This is a genomic window from uncultured Campylobacter sp., assembly GCF_938040115.1.
In the GTDB taxonomy this organism is placed as follows: Bacteria; Campylobacterota; Campylobacteria; order Campylobacterales; family Campylobacteraceae; genus Campylobacter_A.
The window spans coordinates 1-16,819 of record NZ_CALHXD010000061.1 but is presented as its reverse complement, the minus strand read 5'-3'; the positions used below and the strand labels follow the sequence as shown (position 1 = coordinate 16,819).

General features: G+C 46.7%; 15 protein-coding genes and 1 pseudogene. 9 read left to right on the top strand and 7 right to left on the bottom strand.

The features are described from left to right. The 7 genes and pseudogenes from Q0314_RS02510 to Q0314_RS02480 all read left to right on the top strand — a co-directional run. Positions 1-207 (top strand): annotated as a pseudogene (locus tag Q0314_RS02510) (nitrous oxide reductase family maturation protein NosD); the annotation flags it as partial. Next, positions 204-884, top strand: coding sequence for a 4Fe-4S dicluster domain-containing protein (locus tag Q0314_RS02505; protein WP_298056170.1), 681 nt, complete (start codon positions 204-206; stop codon positions 882-884). The pseudogene Q0314_RS02510 and the gene Q0314_RS02505, both read left to right, overlap by 4 nt. 2 nt (positions 885-886) lie before the next feature. Next, on the top strand, positions 887-1,459 hold the full coding sequence (locus Q0314_RS02500; RefSeq protein ID WP_298056167.1) for a hypothetical protein: 573 nt from the start codon (positions 887-889) through the stop codon (positions 1,457-1,459). 9 nt (positions 1,460-1,468) lie between these two features. Beyond that, complete coding sequence (locus Q0314_RS02495; RefSeq protein ID WP_298056164.1) at positions 1,469-1,924, top strand: c-type cytochrome; 456 nt, start codon at positions 1,469-1,471, stop codon at positions 1,922-1,924. A 3-nt stretch (positions 1,925-1,927) separates the two neighbouring features. After that, complete coding sequence (locus Q0314_RS02490) at positions 1,928-2,833, top strand: NapH/MauN family ferredoxin-type protein (RefSeq protein ID WP_298056162.1); 906 nt, start codon at positions 1,928-1,930, stop codon at positions 2,831-2,833. A 10-nt stretch (positions 2,834-2,843) separates the two neighbouring features. After that, positions 2,844-3,503, top strand: a complete 660-nt coding sequence (locus Q0314_RS02485) for an ABC transporter ATP-binding protein (RefSeq protein ID WP_298056159.1) — start codon at positions 2,844-2,846, stop codon at positions 3,501-3,503. Then, positions 3,496-4,323: an ABC transporter permease subunit gene (locus tag Q0314_RS02480; RefSeq protein WP_298056157.1), complete on the top strand. Its 828-nt coding sequence runs from the start codon at positions 3,496-3,498 to the stop codon at positions 4,321-4,323. The genes Q0314_RS02485 and Q0314_RS02480 overlap by 8 nt, the downstream gene beginning before the upstream one ends. A 164-nt stretch (positions 4,324-4,487) precedes the next feature. Here Q0314_RS02480 and Q0314_RS02475 read toward each other — a convergent pair whose 3' ends face one another. The 4 genes from Q0314_RS02475 to Q0314_RS02460 all read right to left on the bottom strand — a co-directional run bounded on the left by Q0314_RS02475 (position 4,488) and on the right by Q0314_RS02460 (position 9,779). Continuing rightward, positions 4,488-4,619 (bottom strand): hypothetical protein, encoded by a 132-nt coding sequence (locus Q0314_RS02475; RefSeq protein ID WP_298056155.1) that lies wholly within the window; start codon positions 4,617-4,619, stop codon positions 4,488-4,490. A gap of 73 nt (positions 4,620-4,692) precedes the next feature. Next, positions 4,693-5,478, bottom strand: a complete 786-nt coding sequence (locus tag Q0314_RS02470) for a hypothetical protein (protein ID WP_298056153.1) — start codon at positions 5,476-5,478, stop codon at positions 4,693-4,695. A gap of 171 nt (positions 5,479-5,649) precedes the next feature. Next, positions 5,650-9,132, bottom strand: coding sequence for an acyl-[ACP]--phospholipid O-acyltransferase (locus Q0314_RS02465; RefSeq protein WP_298056151.1), 3,483 nt, complete (start codon positions 9,130-9,132; stop codon positions 5,650-5,652). After that, positions 9,129-9,779 carry a MerR family transcriptional regulator gene (locus Q0314_RS02460; protein ID WP_298056150.1) on the bottom strand — a complete coding sequence of 217 codons (651 nt, stop codon included), beginning with the start codon at positions 9,777-9,779 and terminating at the stop codon, positions 9,129-9,131. The genes Q0314_RS02465 and Q0314_RS02460 overlap by 4 nt, the downstream gene beginning before the upstream one ends. A gap of 130 nt (positions 9,780-9,909) precedes the next feature. Between Q0314_RS02460 and Q0314_RS02455 the strand changes: the two genes are divergently transcribed. Then, positions 9,910-11,310 (top strand): amidohydrolase family protein, encoded by a 1,401-nt coding sequence (locus Q0314_RS02455; protein ID WP_298056147.1) that lies wholly within the window; start codon positions 9,910-9,912, stop codon positions 11,308-11,310. A 174-nt stretch (positions 11,311-11,484) separates the two neighbouring features. On the opposite strand, the gene Q0314_RS02450 is transcribed toward Q0314_RS02455, so the two are convergent. The 3 genes from Q0314_RS02450 to Q0314_RS02440 all read right to left on the bottom strand — a co-directional run bounded on the left by Q0314_RS02450 (position 11,485) and on the right by Q0314_RS02440 (position 14,386). After that, the gene (locus tag Q0314_RS02450; protein ID WP_298056145.1) at positions 11,485-12,540 is read right to left on the bottom strand and encodes a TPM domain-containing protein; all 1,056 of its coding nucleotides are present in this window, start codon (positions 12,538-12,540) and stop codon (positions 11,485-11,487) included. A 280-nt stretch (positions 12,541-12,820) separates the two neighbouring features. Next, positions 12,821-13,774 (bottom strand): TPM domain-containing protein, encoded by a 954-nt coding sequence (locus tag Q0314_RS02445; RefSeq protein ID WP_298056143.1) that lies wholly within the window; start codon positions 13,772-13,774, stop codon positions 12,821-12,823. Positions 13,775-13,792: 18 nt separating this feature from the next. Then, positions 13,793-14,386: a LemA family protein gene (locus tag Q0314_RS02440; protein WP_298056142.1), complete on the bottom strand. Its 594-nt coding sequence runs from the start codon at positions 14,384-14,386 to the stop codon at positions 13,793-13,795. Positions 14,387-14,649: 263 nt separating this feature from the next. On the opposite strand from Q0314_RS02440, the gene Q0314_RS02435 reads away from it, so the two are divergent. Beyond that, a partial coding sequence (locus tag Q0314_RS02435; RefSeq protein WP_298056140.1) for a molybdopterin-dependent oxidoreductase occupies positions 14,650-16,819 on the top strand: 2,170 nt, incomplete at its 3' end.

Sequence of the window (16,819 nt, the reverse complement as noted above, 5' to 3'; positions counted from 1 at the left end):
GGTATCGGCGATACGCCCTACTCACACTTCGTTTACGCCGACAAGCTTTGGCAGTATTATCCCACTCTGCGCTTTTTCTACGGTTCGACCGTGATTAGCGGGCTAAATTTCCTAGCTAAGCTTGCGCCTTTTTCCGAGCCGCTTAAGCTTTTAGAGGACGACTCTCCTAAAATGCGCCCAAACAACGCTCAAAAGGCAACGCTATGAATAGACGAAATTTTATCGCACTAACGGCAGGCGCGGCGGCGACAGGCTACGGCATCGGATATTTTTTACCTAAAACGCGCGCGGACGAGCTTTTTTTACGGCCTCCCGGAGCGGTTAAAAATTTCGAATCGCTCTGCATAAAATGCGGCCAGTGCGTGCAGGTCTGTCCGTATCACAGCATCGGGTTACTAGACATCGCGCAGGGCTACTCAAACGGCACGTCCTACATCGACGCGCACGAGCGAGGCTGCTATCTGTGCGACCTTTTTCCTTGCGTTTTAGCCTGTCCTAGCGGCGCGCTAGATCACGCCACGACGCAGATCAGCGACGTAAAGATGGGCGTGGGCGTGCTGCGAGGACGCGAGGCCTGTCTAGCGTACAAAAACGAAAACGTAAATTTAAGCGGCGTTACGAAAATGCTCGAGCGTAAAATTTACAACGACCGCGAGCAAGCCGTAAAAGACGCCGTCCAAAATAGCGTGGATAAGCCCTGCGATCTGTGCGTGAGCCTCTGTCCCGTCGGAGACGTCGCTATATCTATGGCTAAAAGCGACGGGCGAAATTTGCCCGAATTTAAACAAGGCTGCGTCGGATGCGGAGTGTGCGCCGAGGTTTGCCCGGCACAGATCATCGATATAGCGCCAAACCGCAGCTATGACGAAATTTACAAAGGATAAAAATGAGAAATAAAATTTTAGGCTGTCTCGTCGCCCTCGCCGCCGCCATGCTGATAACTGGCTGCGAGAGCAAGGATGATAAAAAACCGACGACGCAAGCGGCAAAAACGCAAGCGACGCCCGCCGCCGCAGGCATGATAGAGACGCAAAAAGCAGACGCTAACGCAACCGCGCAAAAAGACTACGATCAGTTTATGAGCTACGATATAAACGGCAAAAAGAGAGTCAAATTTGGTCTAGATGACGAAGAGAGCGAGACTAGCCGCTCAGTCGGCGCGCTAGCGATGGTGCGAAACCCGCTGCAAAGTATAAATTTAAAACTCGTAAAAGGGCGCCTTAGCAAGGACTTTATCGTAAAATGCTCCGCCTGCCACGACGACTATGCCAACGGCATCATCGGCCCGTCGCTGCTAAACAAAACCTCGGATCAAATTTACGATATGATTTTTGCGTATAAGAACAAGCAAAAGGCAAATCCGCTGATGAAAGATCTAGTCCAAACCCTAGACGAGGCGCAAATCCGCGCTCTAGCAAACGAAATCAGCGAATTTAACGAGCAGTTTAGAAAAAAATAGGAGGCTAAAATGGGAAAGAAAATAGCGATAATCTTTGGAGCTTTGGTCTTGGTTCTTATGATTTTTATGCTGACTAGCCAGCCCTCAGCGCCCATAAAAGATGCCAGCAGACCCGAAATAAAACCCCAAGACTTCGCTCCTAAGCAAGAGCGAAACGAGGAGCTAAATCTGCAAGACGCCGAGGAAATAAAAAAGATAAAACAGCTACAAAACAGCGTAGCAAATCAGCCCAGCGATGGCGTTAGCAAACGATACCTAACATCCTGCGCGCCTTGTCACGGAGCAAACGGCAAGGGCGTAATGGCGCCTAAAATCTCAGGCAAAAGCAAGGACGAAATTTTAGCTAGGCTAAAAGACTACAAAGAAAATAAAGTACCAAACAGCCTAATGAAGGGACTTTTAAACAACGTATCAGACGAGGATTTAGGCTTGCTAGCTGATGAAATTTCAAAATTTAAAGAGTAGCGGATGGATAAATATAGCACGCGTTGCACGGTCTCGAAGGTCGATTTTTTCGATACGCTGACGATAAAAAACGGTGAGGGTAAAAAAAGCCTCAGCTGGCGAGGACGCCGCCTCGTCGTGATCGCGCTAGTGCATATTTTGTTCGTGCTTTCTTACCGCGCGGATATTCAAATTTTAGAAGGCGACATCAGCGGATCAAGGATTTTGGGCTTTCATTTGACCGACGCTTTTATGAGCTTTCAGGTATTTGCCGCGACGCACGAGTTTCCGATAAATTTGATCATCGGTACGGTTACGATTTTGCTTTTTTACGCGCTCGTGGGCGGGAGGGCGTTTTGCGGCTGGGTGTGCCCTTATACTTTTTTGGGCGAGATCGGCGAGAAAATCCACGAAAATTTAGCCGCTAAAAAGATAATCAAACGCCGCGAGTTCGATCCCAAATGGCGCTACGTCTTTACCGCGCTTTTTATCGCGATGAGTTTTGCTAGCTCGCAGCTCGTGTTTGAGATTTTTAGCGTGACGGGCATAGTATCGCGCTTTATCATTTACGGCTATTTTCACGCGATTTGGTTTGCCCTTTTCGTGCTTTTAGTCGAGATTTTCTACTCCCGCAGAGGCTGGTGCCGCTACGTCTGCCCCATCGGCGCGACGTACTCGCTACTAACCCGCACCAACGCCGTAAAAGTCAGCTGGAACAAAGATCGCTGCGACCACTGTTTGGTCTGTATCGATACCTGTCTCGTGCCGCATGTGCTTGAAATCACGAAGAAAAACGCCAAACTAGACGGCGACGAAAATAAAAAAGAATTTCGTCTCGTGGGCGGCGACTGCACGCTTTGCGGGCGCTGTATCGACGTGTGCCACCACGACGCGCTGAAATTCGACAACGGCTTTAAAAAGCTCATCTAAAAGGATAAATTTGATAATCTTAAAAGACATCACAAAGGCTTTTGGCTCGCAAAAGATACTGCAAAACGTAAATTTGAGCATAGAAAAGGGGCAAAAAACGGTCGTGCTCGGGCAAAACGGCGCCGGCAAAAGCTCGCTGATGCGCATAATCCTGGGCGAATTTAAGCCAAACAGCGGCGAGGTGCGAGTAAACGGCTTTGATCCTTTTACCGCGCGCAAAGAAGCCCTTAGCGTGATATCTTTCGTCCCGCAAACGCCGCCGCCGCTTAAATTTAACCTAAAAGAGCTTTGCGAGTTCGTCTGCAAAAGCTCGGGCGTCGCGCAGGAAAATATAGAGAAATTTTGCGAGAAAATGGAGCTTGATCTAAAAGGAAACTTTCACAAGCCCTTTTACAAACTCTCGGGCGGTATGAAGCAAAAAATGCTAATCGCAATCGCCTTTGCTAAAGATACCGAAGCCATGATGTTTGACGAGCCGACGGCAAATTTAGACCCCAAAGCCAGGCGAAATTTTATGGATCTACTAAGCGAGTTCGCACGAGAAAAGACGCTGGTTTTCATCTCGCATAGGCTTGATGAGGTGCAGGGCATATCAAACCGCTACGTCGAGATGGACCTGGGGCAGATCATAAAAGACGAGCCGATCTATCAAGGAGGCGCGCATGCGTAACTTGCTACTCATCGCCAAACTAGATGTCGCCGAGTCGCTGCGCTCGCGCTGGTTTCTCATCTATATGCTAGTTTTTATGGGGCTTATCGTTACTTTTATCTTTAGCGGCGTGACGGACTCGCGGGTGCTGGGCTTTAGCGGGCTTACGCGGCTTTTGCTGCTTTTTATCCAAATTTGCATCATCATCGTGCCCATTTTTATCCTCATCTCGACCGTGCGTAGCATTAGCGCCGACCGCGATACGAACCTGCTTGAGTATATGCTTAGCTTTCCCGTTAGCCTAGGCGAATACTATTTCGGCAAGGCTTTGGGGCGTATTTTCGTTATTTTCGTGCCGCTTTTGCTCTCTTTCGTTTTAGCCGTAGTTGCCGGTTTGGTTAAAAAAATAGAGATCCCGTGGGATATCCTAAGCCTCTACACCGCCCTACTTTTCGCGCTTAGCTTCGTGTTTTTGTCGTTTGGATTTCTCATCTCCTCGGCTATCAAAAATCAAGAAATGGGTCAAGGCGTCGCGTTTTTGCTCTGGCTTATCTTGTTAGCGTTTTTAGATCTCGCGCTGATTGGCTTTTTGATGAAAACTAACGTACGCGAGGACATCATATTTTTTATCGCGCTCATTAACCCGATCGAGGTCTTTAGGATCGCGGCGATTAGCCTGTTTGATCCAAATTTAGCCGTTATCGGCGTAGCGTCTAATTTCGTGCTAAACAACTTTAGCGCGTTTGGATTTGTTATTTACTCGATTTTTTACCCGCTGATTTTGGGCGCGATTATGCTTGTTAGCGGATATTTTATCTTTAGCAGCAGGGATTTGGTGTAAATTTAGCTAGTCTGCGGTGGCCGAATTTGGCGTTTAGGCAGGCTAGTTAGTCGTTTTATCAAGCAAATTTGACCGCCGATGCGGATAAACCGCGATAAAACGACGCTATTTTTGCGCTATCCATAGTTATGAGGCGTATTAGATTTAAGTTCAAAATTCGCCTTTTATTTTATCGCGGCAATATATTTATCGGACGCCACTTTACCGACCGGCGGCTGGGTATCTTGACCCCATATATAGTAGCTTAGCAACTGTTTTGAATAGTCGTCGTTTAAATTTAGATTAAATACAGCCATTGTTTATCCTTTGTGTTGAAATTTTATTTTTTGATTTGAAATTTGCTTGGTAAATTTCAAATGGTTAGGCTTTTCAGCCGCCTTTACCTATATTTTCTTTAGCGTTATTAAATGATTTATTTACATCCTCGTCAATATTGCCACAATTATCTATCCTCGTGAATGATCTTTTTTTATCAAATAGTATATTTTTATGCTTTTGATACTCTCTTTTTACTTTTTCGTCAAACCAGATAGCAACTAAATATTTAAAAAAGTTATATTGAAGCATATTTTCACCTAGTAAAAAATAATTATCCAAGAATAGCGTAACATTAACACTGCGATTATCGCCTTCGATTCTAGCAATAGGCCTATCAAATCCTGCGCTCATATCTTTTAAATTTATCTTTAAATATTTTTTAGGGTCGACCTTTTTGGCTTTTAACTCATTCATAAATATCTCTTCATTGCTTTTGCCTTCTTTGTAATAACTATACAATACTTCAAACCAATTTGACAGGCTTATGTTTTCTAGCTCATAATAAGCTATCTCGTATTTACTTCCCCAAGAACTTCCAAGTTTATAAACCGCATATTTGTCTAGTAGTTTTTCAAAGATTATGTAATTATCTAAACGCTTTCCTATAGCCCTTCTATATAATTCATCTTTTGGTAAAATCCTATCCTCTTTTAGGCAGTATCCCTGTTTGTATTTGTCGTAGTCGGAGAGAGAAACTATCGCAAAGCCTCGCGAGGTGGAGTAATCGGGAATTATACGGATAAATGCGGCGCAAAGTATCGCCGTAAAAAGCACGACCGACCAAACTATCTTTTTAAGTTTGCTACCGAAGAGTTTTTGTTTTAAATTTAAGTTCAAAATTCGCCTTGTTGTTTTATTTTCATTATGATTATATTGTGATTAAACTTAGGTGTTTATAAGCGGGTATCGCTGTTTTAAAATTTAATTTTGCAAGGGTCTTTTGCTAGAGCTTAGACGATAGGCAAATTTGACGACCTAGCCGCCAAATTTGCCTATAGTAGCGTAAGTTTAAGCTTCCTCCGCCGCGCCTAAATTTCCCTCACCCGCAACCAGCTGGGCCGCTAGCTTTTTACTTGATTTAAAGTCCACTTTGCCGGTTCCTAGCACCGGTACGGCCCCTACTTTAAAAATCTTTGAAGGCTGCATGATGGACGGTATCGCAGAAGCTCTGATGCGCGCGGCCACATCCTCCTCGCTTATCTCGCCGCTAAAGAGCATCACGACTTGCTCGCCCTTTTTCTCGTCGGCGACATTGGTGCACACAAAGGTAACCTCATCGCCCAGCACGCCTGAGATTTGAGCCTCGAGCGCGCCTAGGCTTATCATCTCGCCGCCGATTTTAGCAAAGCGAGATAGCCTATCCGTGATCGTTAGGAAGCCAGCCTCGTCCAAAAAGCCGATGTCGCCGCTGTTATAGTAGCGCACGCCGTCTAGCTCGACGATCGCCTCTTTCGTGCGCTCCTCATCTAGATAGTAGCCCTTCATCACCTGATGGCCGCCGATTAGGATTAGGCCGGCTTGCCCGTTTTCTAGCTTTTCTAGGCTTGTAGGATCGCAGATTCTTATTATCGTGCCCGCAGTCGGTAGACCTACGCTGCCCTCTTTTGAGAAAACAAGCTCTTTAAAAAACTCGGGCTCTAGCACGTTTGCGGTATTTACGCTGACAACTGGCGAGGTCTCGGTCGTGCCGTAGCCTTCGTAAATTTCGACGCCAAATTTCATCTTAAACTCGCGCTTGACGACCGCGTTTAGTTTCTCCGCGCCGGCTATCGCGTAGCGGATCGTAGAAAACATCAGCGGATTTAGCTTTTTGTTTTTGGTATAGAGCCTAAAAAACGTCGACGTGCCAAACATTATCGTCGCGTGGTATTTAGCAACCATCTTGCCCACGGCAAAGGCGTCCGTAGGATCAGGCACGTGAGCCGAGGCGATACCTTCGCTAAGCGGGAAAAATGTCGCCGCGGTAAGCCCGAATGAGTGAAATATCGGTAGCGACGCTAAGATAACGTCGTTGCCGCCCGTGTTTACGATCTCTGAAATTTGCTTGATGTTAGCCATTATGTTTTTATGCGTTAGCACGATGCCCTTTGGCGTGCCCTCGCTGCCGCTGCTAAAGAGTATCGTAGCATCGTCGTCGATGCGAACGTCGCGAAAATAAATAAGCTCAAGCAGCCAGCGCGGCATCAAAATCGCCTTTAGCATCGCGCAAATTTTATCAGCCTTGCTTATGCCTTGCGCGACGTCTTCGAGATAGATGAGTCTGCCTTTTAGAGATTCTTCCAGCTCAAAGCCGCGAGCCTTTAGCTTGGCGATAAACTGGCGCGACGTGATTATGCTTCTTAACCCAGCCTTGTCCGCGCAGCCGATCAAATTTTGCTCGCTAAGCGTGTAGTTTAGATTTACGCTTATCTTGCCTCTGATAAATAGCATCAAATTTATAATGCTACCCATCACCGAGGAAGGCAGTATCACGCCGACGTTTCGCTCTTTTAAAAACGAGAATTTAAATTTAGACAAAAACACAAGCACCGTAGCGATAACCTTGAGATTGTTTAGATCAGCGCCCGTGCTATCTACCATCGAGCGTTTAAACAGATCCGCTTTGGCGTGTTTTAGCCAGCTAAACTGCATAGGCTCTAGAGTTTTTAGATACTCGGCCCAGCTAAAAAACGACAGTTCGACGACCTTTTCGCGTACCTGCGGAGCTTTGGTCTCAGGCGCTAGAGGCGCACCAAAACTCACCCTAATAGCGCGTTTGCCGTCTATTTTGCGGCTGATTTTTTGGTAGTATTTTTGAGCGCGCGAGAAACTAGATCCCCAAAGGCCGCGTAGATAAAACGGCACGATGACGGAGTTCGTATCGCTTGCGGCTATCTCGTAACCGTGCGCAAACTCGTCTATCTGTCCGTTATAGCTGATGTGCCCTTCCGGAAACAGCGCCACCACGTCGCCCGCATCCAGGCACTCGCGGATCTTTTCTAGCGCGCTTTTGCTAGCGCCCGCGCCTATCGGGATCACGTCAAATAAATTTAACAGCCATTTTAGGTACCAAATTTCATAAAAGCTCTTATGCATCGCAAATCTGATCGGGCGCGGAGAGGCCATCTGCAGCACCGCCCAGTCTATCCAGCTCATGTGGTTGCCAAGCAGCAACACGCCGCCTTTTTGCGGGATATTTTCGACGCCGTCGACGTTGATCGTGTAGCCTATCCTAAAAAACGGCATGATAAGCAAACGCGCAAAAAGATGCGGTAGATATTTTATCGTCGCCAGCGCGCAGATAAGTACGCAAAAGGAGGTAATGACGAAAATCTCCGGCGTACTAACGGCAAATATACTAAACGCCATAGCAAGCAGCAAAAACGCCGCCATAAAGATGTTTTGTATAAAGTTACTGCCAGCTAGCGTGCGGCCCATCTGCTCTTCGGGCGTGAAGAACTGGATATTTGCATTTAGCGGCACGATGAAAACGCCGCCGCTAAAACCGAACAAAAAGGACGCCAGCGTCATAAACGCAGCACTTGAACCCTGCGCGAACATAAGCAGCGAAGCAAAAAGTCCCAAAGCGCCAAAAGGCACGATGCCCATCTCGATGTGGTTTTTCGAGTAGCTGCCAGCTAGCGCCGAGCCCACGACTAGACCGATGGTGCTAACGGCTAAAATCGCCTGCACGATCATGACGTTATTATCCGCGCTCATAGCCTTGTAGTGAGCAGGGAAAACAGCGATAACCAGCTGCGCCACCGCCCAAAAAACCGAAAGTCCAAGCGTACATAAAAAGGCGTTTTTGTTGTTAAAGATGTGCTTGGTGTTTTCTTTTAGGTAGCCTAGTTTAAAGTACTTTTTAGCGTCAAATTTAAGCCCAGCGTCAGTCGCCTCGAAAAACGGAATCTTAAACGTAAAAATCGTCTCGGCTACCGAGCAAACAAAAAGTATCGCGCCGATAAACCAGACCGATTTTATCATCTCGCCCGCGTCCGTACTAGTAGCGGCGTAGCTCTCAAAAATCGCCGAAAAAACAAACGACCCGAGCAAAATCGCCACGATAGTAAAGGCCTGCACGATACCGTTTGCAGCGCCAAGCTTTTCTGCGCCCACGATTTTTTTGATTAGTCCGTATTTAGCCGGGCTATATATCGCGCTTTGCACCGCTAGCAGCAGCGTCGTACCGAACGCCACGTAAAACCAGCCGCAAAGGTAGCTTATAGTGATAAAAAGCGTGAGTAAAATTTCGCTCGCCGCCGCGTATCTCGTGATGCGGGTGCGCGAAAATTTGTCGTTTAAAAAGCCCGAAACGCTAAAAAGCATGATGTAGGGCAGTAAGATTAGCAAATTTACGAGCGAGGTCAGGATAATCTGTAAATTTTCATCCTCGATGCTCTTAAAAAGTATGTTTTGGATCGTGATCTTGTGGCCAAGATCCACGACCGCGTTGATAAACATAACGACCAAAAAGGGCAAAAAGCCCCTAACCGAAAAAACGCCTTTCATTTGTTCTCCTTTTTGTAGGCATCGAAGGTGTGGAAATTTAAGATATACGGTTTTAGGATCAAGATATTATCAAAAACGAGCTTTAAGGCCGCGTTTTTATCCTTTGCTTTCGCGTAAATTTCGCGCGCACACTCGGCTTCGATTTTGGCCGTTTGTTTAGCTAAATTTATATAGGTCCGTAAAATTTCTCGCCCGCGCTCGCTCTTTTGGGTTTCTAGCACGATTTGCAGGATCTCGACCTCTTTTTGCGTTAGCTTGCCGCCTCGCATAAAGATAAATCCCTCCTCGATAAATTTATCAAGCTCAGCCTCCGTGATACCCAGCCTCTCGCACGCCTCGCTAGCGCTTAGCGTCTGGGCGAAATTTGACCCCATAAATGTATCTAGCGAATCAAAAAGCGCCTCGTAGCAGCGCTTAAAACTAAAGCCCTTTTGCTGCGTGAGCGCCTTGACCTCCTTTAGGCTGAGGTGGAAGTTGCTCTGGACGTATTTGATGAAATTTAGCATCAAAAGCGTGTCCTCGCCGTACTGATGGACATTGTCTTTTACCTTCAAGGGCTCAGGCAAAAGCCCTTCTTTTATGTAAAAGAGTATCGTTGATTTGGGCGTTTGCGATAGTTCGCAAAGCTCGCTCATCTTGTAGCTCATCTCTTTCCTTTCGTTAAATTTGACGAAATCTTACGCAAATTTAGCTTAGAAAATCATAAAGCGTAAAGCACCACTTGACACTTTTTAAAATTTAGGCTATGATTTCGCCAAATTTTAAAAAGGAGAAACGATGTTTCGAGATGGTTTTTATAGCGCAGTCGAGGGTTTGGATGCTTTTGGTTTTAGCTCAAATTTGAGAGGCGGAAAAACGGCGGCAAATTTGGCGCCAAGCTCGGCCCGTGCAAGCGCCGCAAGCCTTGGTTTAGCAGCTCGCAAAACGGAGGCAAATTTAACTCGCGCAAATTTAACCGAGCAAAACGCGCGGATAAATTTGAGCTCAAATTTGAGAGCGAGCGAGACGGCTACGTCAAAAACGCTCGGGTTTTGCCAAAACGCGAGTCAAATTTACGCCAAAGATAAATTTGCCGAAACGAGCGTAAATTTAACCACAAACGAAGCAAATTCGGGCTGGTTTTCAAGGGATAAATTTAACGAAATCGCCGTGCGGGAGAGCGAACTTAGCGGCTTGCAAAACGCAAATTTAACGCAGATAAAAACCGTCGATATCCACTCGCACTTGCTTAGCGCGGATGTAAAATTCGACCGATTTTACGACAAGCTAGCGCTTGCGTTTTTCGCCAAAAAATTTGATATAAACAGGAGCGAGCTTATAAAAAACGGTTTTGAAGGCTACAAAAGCAACTTCGCGCGGCTGATTAAAAGCTCAAATTTCGTCCAAAAGTCCGTGGTTTTCGGCGTCGATGCGAAATTTGACGAGAGCGGAAATCTCGTGCACAAAGACAAAACCGTCTGCGCCTCAAACGAGGATGTTTTTGCCTTTTACGAGCAAAATCCAAACGAGGTCGTGCCGTTTTTTAGCGTAAATCCAAACCGCAAAGACGCGCTAAATTTGATCGAAAAGTACCACAAAATGGGCTTTAAGGGCGGCAAGCTGCTGCACTCGTACTGGGAGACGGATCTAAACGACAAGCGCTACGAGCCCTATTTTAGGCTACTTAGCGAGCTTGGGCTGCCGCTAGTGATCCACGTGGGCGACGAAAACTCGCTGGCGTCAAACAAGGCGCTTGAGAGCATCGAGCAGCTAAAATCCCCGCTAAATCTTGGTTGCCGCATCGTCTGCGCTCACATGGGCGCCTCAAGCAACGGCGTTTTGTCCATGTTTTCGCGCGATCCGGAGAAACTGGGCGCCAACTACTTCACGCTACTTCGTTGGCTACGCGAATTTGACGGGCTTTACGCCGACGTTTCGGCACTGCTTTGCATAAACAAGGCCCGCATACTGCCGCATCTAAAAACCCAAACGCAAATCCACGACAAAATTCTTTTTGGCACCGATTTTCCAGTGCCTTTTAGCGTGATTTTAAGCAGCTACGACCTGCCGTTTTGCAAGCGTCTCGCGCTAAACCGCATACAAAATCCGCTCGATCGCTACGTGCGCGCGATGAGTTTGTATTTTGGCGAGGACTCGCCGATTTTTAGCAATTATAAAAAGATTTTGGGAGATATTTAGGAGCAAATTTGACGATCGGCGCGCGAAATTTGACTCACAAATTTAAAGGCGAAAAATTTGCAAATTTTAGGATAGCGGCTAAAATTTAAAGCCAAAATCCTAAAATTTAAAACGGCTTCTGCGGCAACGTTAAATTTGCGCGCTTTAAACAAAGCAAACCTGCGCAAAAACAAACTAACTCCGTCTTTTGCGCCCTACTTTTTTCGTCCGTTTGGGATACAGCTCGTCGTCCGCGTCAAAATCCTTATCCTTAAGCATCCAATAAATCGCCGCAAAAATTACGCCAAACAACAAAAACTCCGTAAGATAGTGCGACCCGCTACCTCGCAGTATGAGAAAGCACGCGATAAGGCCGCCAAGATACGAATACGATACCTTGCCCAAAAAGTTTCCAAGCTTAGCAAAGCCCAAATTTAAAGCCGCCGAACCCAGCACAAATACTATAATCCCGTAAAACAATCCCATTATAAAAATATAGCCCGGATCGGGAACGTAGGCTTCGTCGCTTTGCTCTATATCAAATTCTATCATCTTACGCCTAAAGGCCGTGCTCTGCACGGACTCATCGTCAAAACTAGGGTCGCTGCTAAGTATTTTACCTGCTAGATCTATGCTTTGCTCGGGCGTCCTTCCCGAAAATTCGTAAAACGCGGCTATTAGCTTGCCCTTCGTACTTTCATTGACGTTTAAGTCTTCTTTTATAAATTTTAGCAAAGCCTCCCGCGCTTTTAGCCCTTCGTAGCCTCTCTCGTATAAAATAGCCTCGGCAATCTTTTGTGCGCCTGCCTTGATGCCGCCGGCTACATCGCCTTTAGCGAGTTTTGGGATTATGTCCCTGCTTATGATATCTTTACTTACCTCGTCTTTCAGTACGCCGATATATCCGCTTCCAGCCTCGATATATGCTTTTTTATCGTCCGTAACTACTATCAGCAAAGCTTTTTTGCCAAATATCCCCCACTTTCCGGCTAACTGCGCACCGTACCACTCTAGCCCGTCTTTAGGGGTACTGCTTATCGTGGCTACGATGATTTCAACCTTATCAAACCTCTCCTGAAAATATAAAATTTCCTTCAACTCCTCTTTTTGGGCAGGACTTAACGCCCCGGCGCCGTCTGCTATTTTGCCGGTTAAAATCGGAAACTCCAAACGCTCATCTACCCCGGTCTTAGCGGCAAGAAGCGAAGCCGTAGTAAAAGCGTAAAACAAAATAATCAAAATGCGATTCATATCTTTCCTTGATTTTTACGGATTTTAGTCAAATTTATATTTTGCGTATTTTTAGATTATTAGCGTAATTTAGCGGATTTAAAGCCGTTTGCTAGCTTGATTTTGGTTAAATCAGTCCCTTGCCGCCCGCTTTTTCTTTTGCGAATTTGCAAAAAGGCTAAAAGCCAAAACATTAGTTAGCCTCAAATTTATCGCAAACGGCAGCGCCGATACGACTAGGCTCGAATCGGCAAAATTTAGCAAGCGTTCTAGCAAAATCTGACGCTAAATTTAAAAGTAGCTACCACCTACCGCTAGCTCCGCCTCCGCCAAAGCCTCCGCCTCCTCCGCTAAAGCCGCCTCCCGAAGAGCTTCTGCCTCCGCTGGAACCGCCGCCGTAGCCGCCAGAGTAGCCCGAACCTCCCGAATTTGCGCCAGAGCTGGGTTTTATATTTTTGGTCAAATAAAAAAATAGCAAAAAAAGCGCAAACATAACCACGCCTCTAAGGGCGAAATCTTCTATGCCAAACGCTCCGGCGACGACGGCTGAGGTAAAGCCCGATAAAACCGCGCAAACCCCGATACGCACGAGCGCCGCGCCGAAAATAGCCGAAGCAAATACCATCACCATGCCAACTACTATCCCGTAGGCTTCCACAGGCGTCTCATCTTGCTTTTCTATCTCCTTTTTAACCCCCTCATCCCCATCAAGTAGAGCAATGATCTTTTGTGTGCCTATGTTTATACCGTTTTGGATATCACCTTTTTTAAACTCTGGGATTATGTAGTAGTTTATTATATTGCTGCTAAGAGCGTCTGTTAGAGTGCCTTCTAGACCGTATCCTACCTCTATGCGTACTTGTTTGTCGTTTGGAGCTACTACTAATACTACTCCGTTATCTTTACCTTTTTGTCCTATACCCCAACGTCTAGCTAGTTCTATGGAGTACTCTTCTATTTGAGCGTTACCTAGAGATTCTATAGTAGCTACTACGACTTGATTAGTGGTATTGTTTTCATGAGTAGCTAGTAATGTTTCTAGTTCGTCTTTTGTGCTCTGGCTTAGTACTCTTGCCTGATCTACTACCCTGCCGGTTAAGGCAGGGAAATTTGAACTCTTTTCGTTTGAGGTTTGAGTAGTAGTTTGTTTTACGGTTTTGTTTTGTTCGGTAGCACTGTCTGCTGCCGATAAATTTATAGCCGTAAGTCCTAAAAGCGTAAAAACGCAAAATAAAGTAGATAAAATGCGTTTCATTTTTGTACCTTGGTTGGGTTATTTGGCGAAAGATACGTCCGGCGCGCTTTGTTCGGCTTCGCTTGCTTCAAACGTCACGCGCGGTTTGAGCTCTGGATAAAAAATCGCGGCTATAAACTTATCCGGTATCTTGCGAAGGGCGATGTTGTAGTCCTTGACCGCTGCGATATAGTCCTTTCTAGCGACTGCGATGCGATTTTCCGTACCTTCAAGCTGACTTTGAAGGGAGAGGAAATTTTGATCGGCTTTTAGCTGAGGGTAGTTCTCGGTGATAGCCATTAGCCTAGATAGCGCGCCGCCTAGAGTTTTTTGAGCGTTTTCAAACTCTTTTAGCTTAGCAGGATCGTCTAGCGAGCTAACGTCGATCGTCATTTGAGAGGCTTTGCTTCTAGCTTCCGTTACTTCCTTAAATACGCCTTCCTCGTGGCTAGCGTAGCCTTGAACTGTTTTTACCAAATTTGGGATAAGATCGGCGCGGCGTTTGTATTGGTTTTGCACCTGAGCCCATTTCTCTTTGACCGTCTCGTCGAGTACCGGAAAGGCGTTAATATACTTCATGGCAATACCGCCAATGATACCTAGGATAACTAGAAAAGCGACTAGATTTTTCATGGGTGCTCCTTGAAAAGATTTTCTATCTCCATTATACATCTAAATACATTTAAAAGTAATAATTTTTAAATAAATTTTACATTGTGTTAAACATATACCTAAAAATTTCCCTAAAAATAAAAGTTTAAAGCAAAAAAGTAATATGCTAAATTTGCATATTACTTAAATAATTCTTAAAAAAATATACTAATTTTAAAACTAAATTTATATTTGCCGTTGTATAATAATCTCATAATTTTCAGTAATACCAGAAAGGAGCAAAAATGGAAGAGATCGTAAAGACCACCTGTCCATATTGCGGTACGGGCTGCGGCATCGATCTTATCGTGCGAAACGGTAGAATCGTAGATGCCAAACCTAGCAAAGACCACCACGTAAACGACGGCGAGCTTTGCTTAAAAGGAATGTTCGGATGGGAGTTTGTAAACTCTCCTAAACGCTTAAGCCGACCGATGATGAGAAAGCTAAACGGCGTCTACGACAAGCACGGCGAGCTTGAAGAAGTGAGTTTTGAGGAGGTTTATGATTTCCTCGCGGATAAATTTAAATCCACCGTCGCAAAATACGGCCCAAGCTCGATCATGGGCTTTAGCTCCGCGCGCTCAAATAACGAAGACAACTACGTTTTCCAGAAATTTTTCCGCGCCCAGGGCAGCAACAACGTCGATCACTGCGCCCGTCTTTGACACGCTCCTACAGTGGCAGGTCTTGCCAGCACGCTAGGAAACGGAACGATGACGAACGATTTGGTCGAATTTGCGACCGACACGGACGTATTTTTACTCATCGGTACCAACACGAGCGAGTGCCACCCGATCATCGCTATGCAGATGCAGCGCGGCCTTCAGCGCGGCGCAAAGATGATCGTCGTAGATCCAAAGCGCACCGATATGGCCAAAAAAGCCGATATTTTCTTGCAAATCCCGATCGGAGCGAATATCAAAACGCTAAATACGATGATGCACGTCATAATCGCCGAAAATTTGCAAGATAGCGAATTTATCGAGAAGTACTCCGAGGGATTTGAATATCTAAAAGAAGCGGTTAAGGACTTTACGCCTGAGCGTTTCGAGCGCGAAACCGGTATAAAAAAAGAGCTCGTCATAGAGGCAGCTAGAATGTATGCTAAAGCAGGCGCGGCGGCGATTTGCTACACGATGGGTATCACGCAGTTTAGTGACGGCACGTCAAACGTCTTTTCGCTATCAAATTTAGCCGTTTTAACGGGAAATTTAGGCAAAAAGGGTGCGGGCGTAAATCCTCTGCGCGGTCAAAACAACGTCCAAGGCGCATGCGACATGGGCGCGCTGCCTAACGTCATCCCGGCCGGCGCGGTAAATAGCCCTTATGCACAGGAGCAAGCGCGCAAAGTATGGCACTTTGAGCTAAATCCGGTTCCGGGCTTTAAGCTAACGCAAGCGCCGGATAAAATGGATAGCGGCGAGCTAAAAGTCCTCTACGTCTACGGCGAAAACCCCGTAATGAGCGACCCTTGGACCGAGCACTTCGTCCACGCCGTACACCATCTAGACTGCTTTATCGTGCAGGATCTTTTCTTTACCGAGAGCGCGCATAAGGCCGATGTGGTGCTACCTGCCGCGGGCTGGGGAGAAAAGGACGGAACGTTTATAAACACCTCTCGCCGCGTCCAGCGAACGCGCAAAGCTAGCGAGCCCGTTAGCGGCGTGGAGCCTGACTGGAAAGTCGTTTGCAACATCGCAAACCGCATGGGGCTAGAGGGGTTTGACTTTGCTAGCCCTGAGCAAATTTGGAACGAGCTCAGGGAGCTCATGCCTAAATTTTTCGGCGGTATCAGCTACTATAGGCTAGGCAAACTAGGTGGTATCAGCTGGCCGTGCCCAGACGAGGAGCATCCGGGTACGCCGGTGCTTTACGCAGATCACAAGTCCATGCTGCCTGGCGGCAAATTCCGCTTTGCACCAGTGCTTTACGTAGAGGATAAAGAGGAGCGCGCAAAGGCCGAGGCCGAATTTAGAGCCAAGATGAATATCCCGGACGGCTATCCGGTCGGTAGCGGCGCGCTTAGCGAGGTGCCTGACGAAGTCTATCCGTGCTTATTTACGACCGGACGCAAGGTCTATCACTACCACACAGGCACGATGACGAGAGAGTGCCCTGCCCTAGAGTACGGTGCCGGCGTAGAGGGCGCGCTCATCGAGGTAAGTCCCGATATCGCTCGCGAGAGGGAGCTGGAGGAAGGTTGCTACGCGCTCGTACAAAACAAACGCGGTCAGATCGCCGCCAAACTGCGCGTAAATCCGGATCTAAAAGAGGGCACGATATTTACGACCTTCCACTACAGCGAGGCCGACGGTAACGAGCTAGCCAATGCGGGCGATCCCGATCCGCTCTCAGGTATCACGCCGCTAAAGATGACGATAGCAAATATCAGGCGTCTAAGCGAAGAGGAAT

Excerpts from the sequence above, each read along its gene's own strand:
- Q0314_RS02440 (WP_298056142.1), bottom strand. The coding sequence starts at position 14,386 with ATGAAAAATCTAGTCGCTTTTCTAGTTATCCTAGGTATCATTGGCGGT.
- Q0314_RS02450 (WP_298056145.1), bottom strand. The coding sequence starts at position 12,540 with ATGAATCGCATTTTGATTATTTTGTTTTACGCTTTTACTACGGCTTCG.
- Q0314_RS02455 (WP_298056147.1), top strand. The coding sequence starts at position 9,910 with ATGTTTCGAGATGGTTTTTATAGCGCAGTCGAGGGTTTGGATGCTTTT.
- Q0314_RS02500 (WP_298056167.1), top strand. The coding sequence starts at position 887 with ATGAGAAATAAAATTTTAGGCTGTCTCGTCGCCCTCGCCGCCGCCATG.
- Q0314_RS02495 (WP_298056164.1), top strand. The coding sequence starts at position 1,469 with ATGGGAAAGAAAATAGCGATAATCTTTGGAGCTTTGGTCTTGGTTCTT.
- Q0314_RS02490 (WP_298056162.1), top strand. The coding sequence starts at position 1,928 with ATGGATAAATATAGCACGCGTTGCACGGTCTCGAAGGTCGATTTTTTC.
- Q0314_RS02505 (WP_298056170.1), top strand. The coding sequence starts at position 204 with ATGAATAGACGAAATTTTATCGCACTAACGGCAGGCGCGGCGGCGACA.
- Q0314_RS02460 (WP_298056150.1), bottom strand. The coding sequence starts at position 9,779 with ATGAGCTACAAGATGAGCGAGCTTTGCGAACTATCGCAAACGCCCAAA.
- Q0314_RS02480 (WP_298056157.1), top strand. The coding sequence starts at position 3,496 with ATGCGTAACTTGCTACTCATCGCCAAACTAGATGTCGCCGAGTCGCTG.
- Q0314_RS02475 (WP_298056155.1), bottom strand. The coding sequence starts at position 4,619 with ATGGCTGTATTTAATCTAAATTTAAACGACGACTATTCAAAACAGTTG.
- Q0314_RS02465 (WP_298056151.1), bottom strand. The coding sequence starts at position 9,132 with ATGAAAGGCGTTTTTTCGGTTAGGGGCTTTTTGCCCTTTTTGGTCGTT.
- Q0314_RS02445 (WP_298056143.1), bottom strand. The coding sequence starts at position 13,774 with ATGAAACGCATTTTATCTACTTTATTTTGCGTTTTTACGCTTTTAGGA.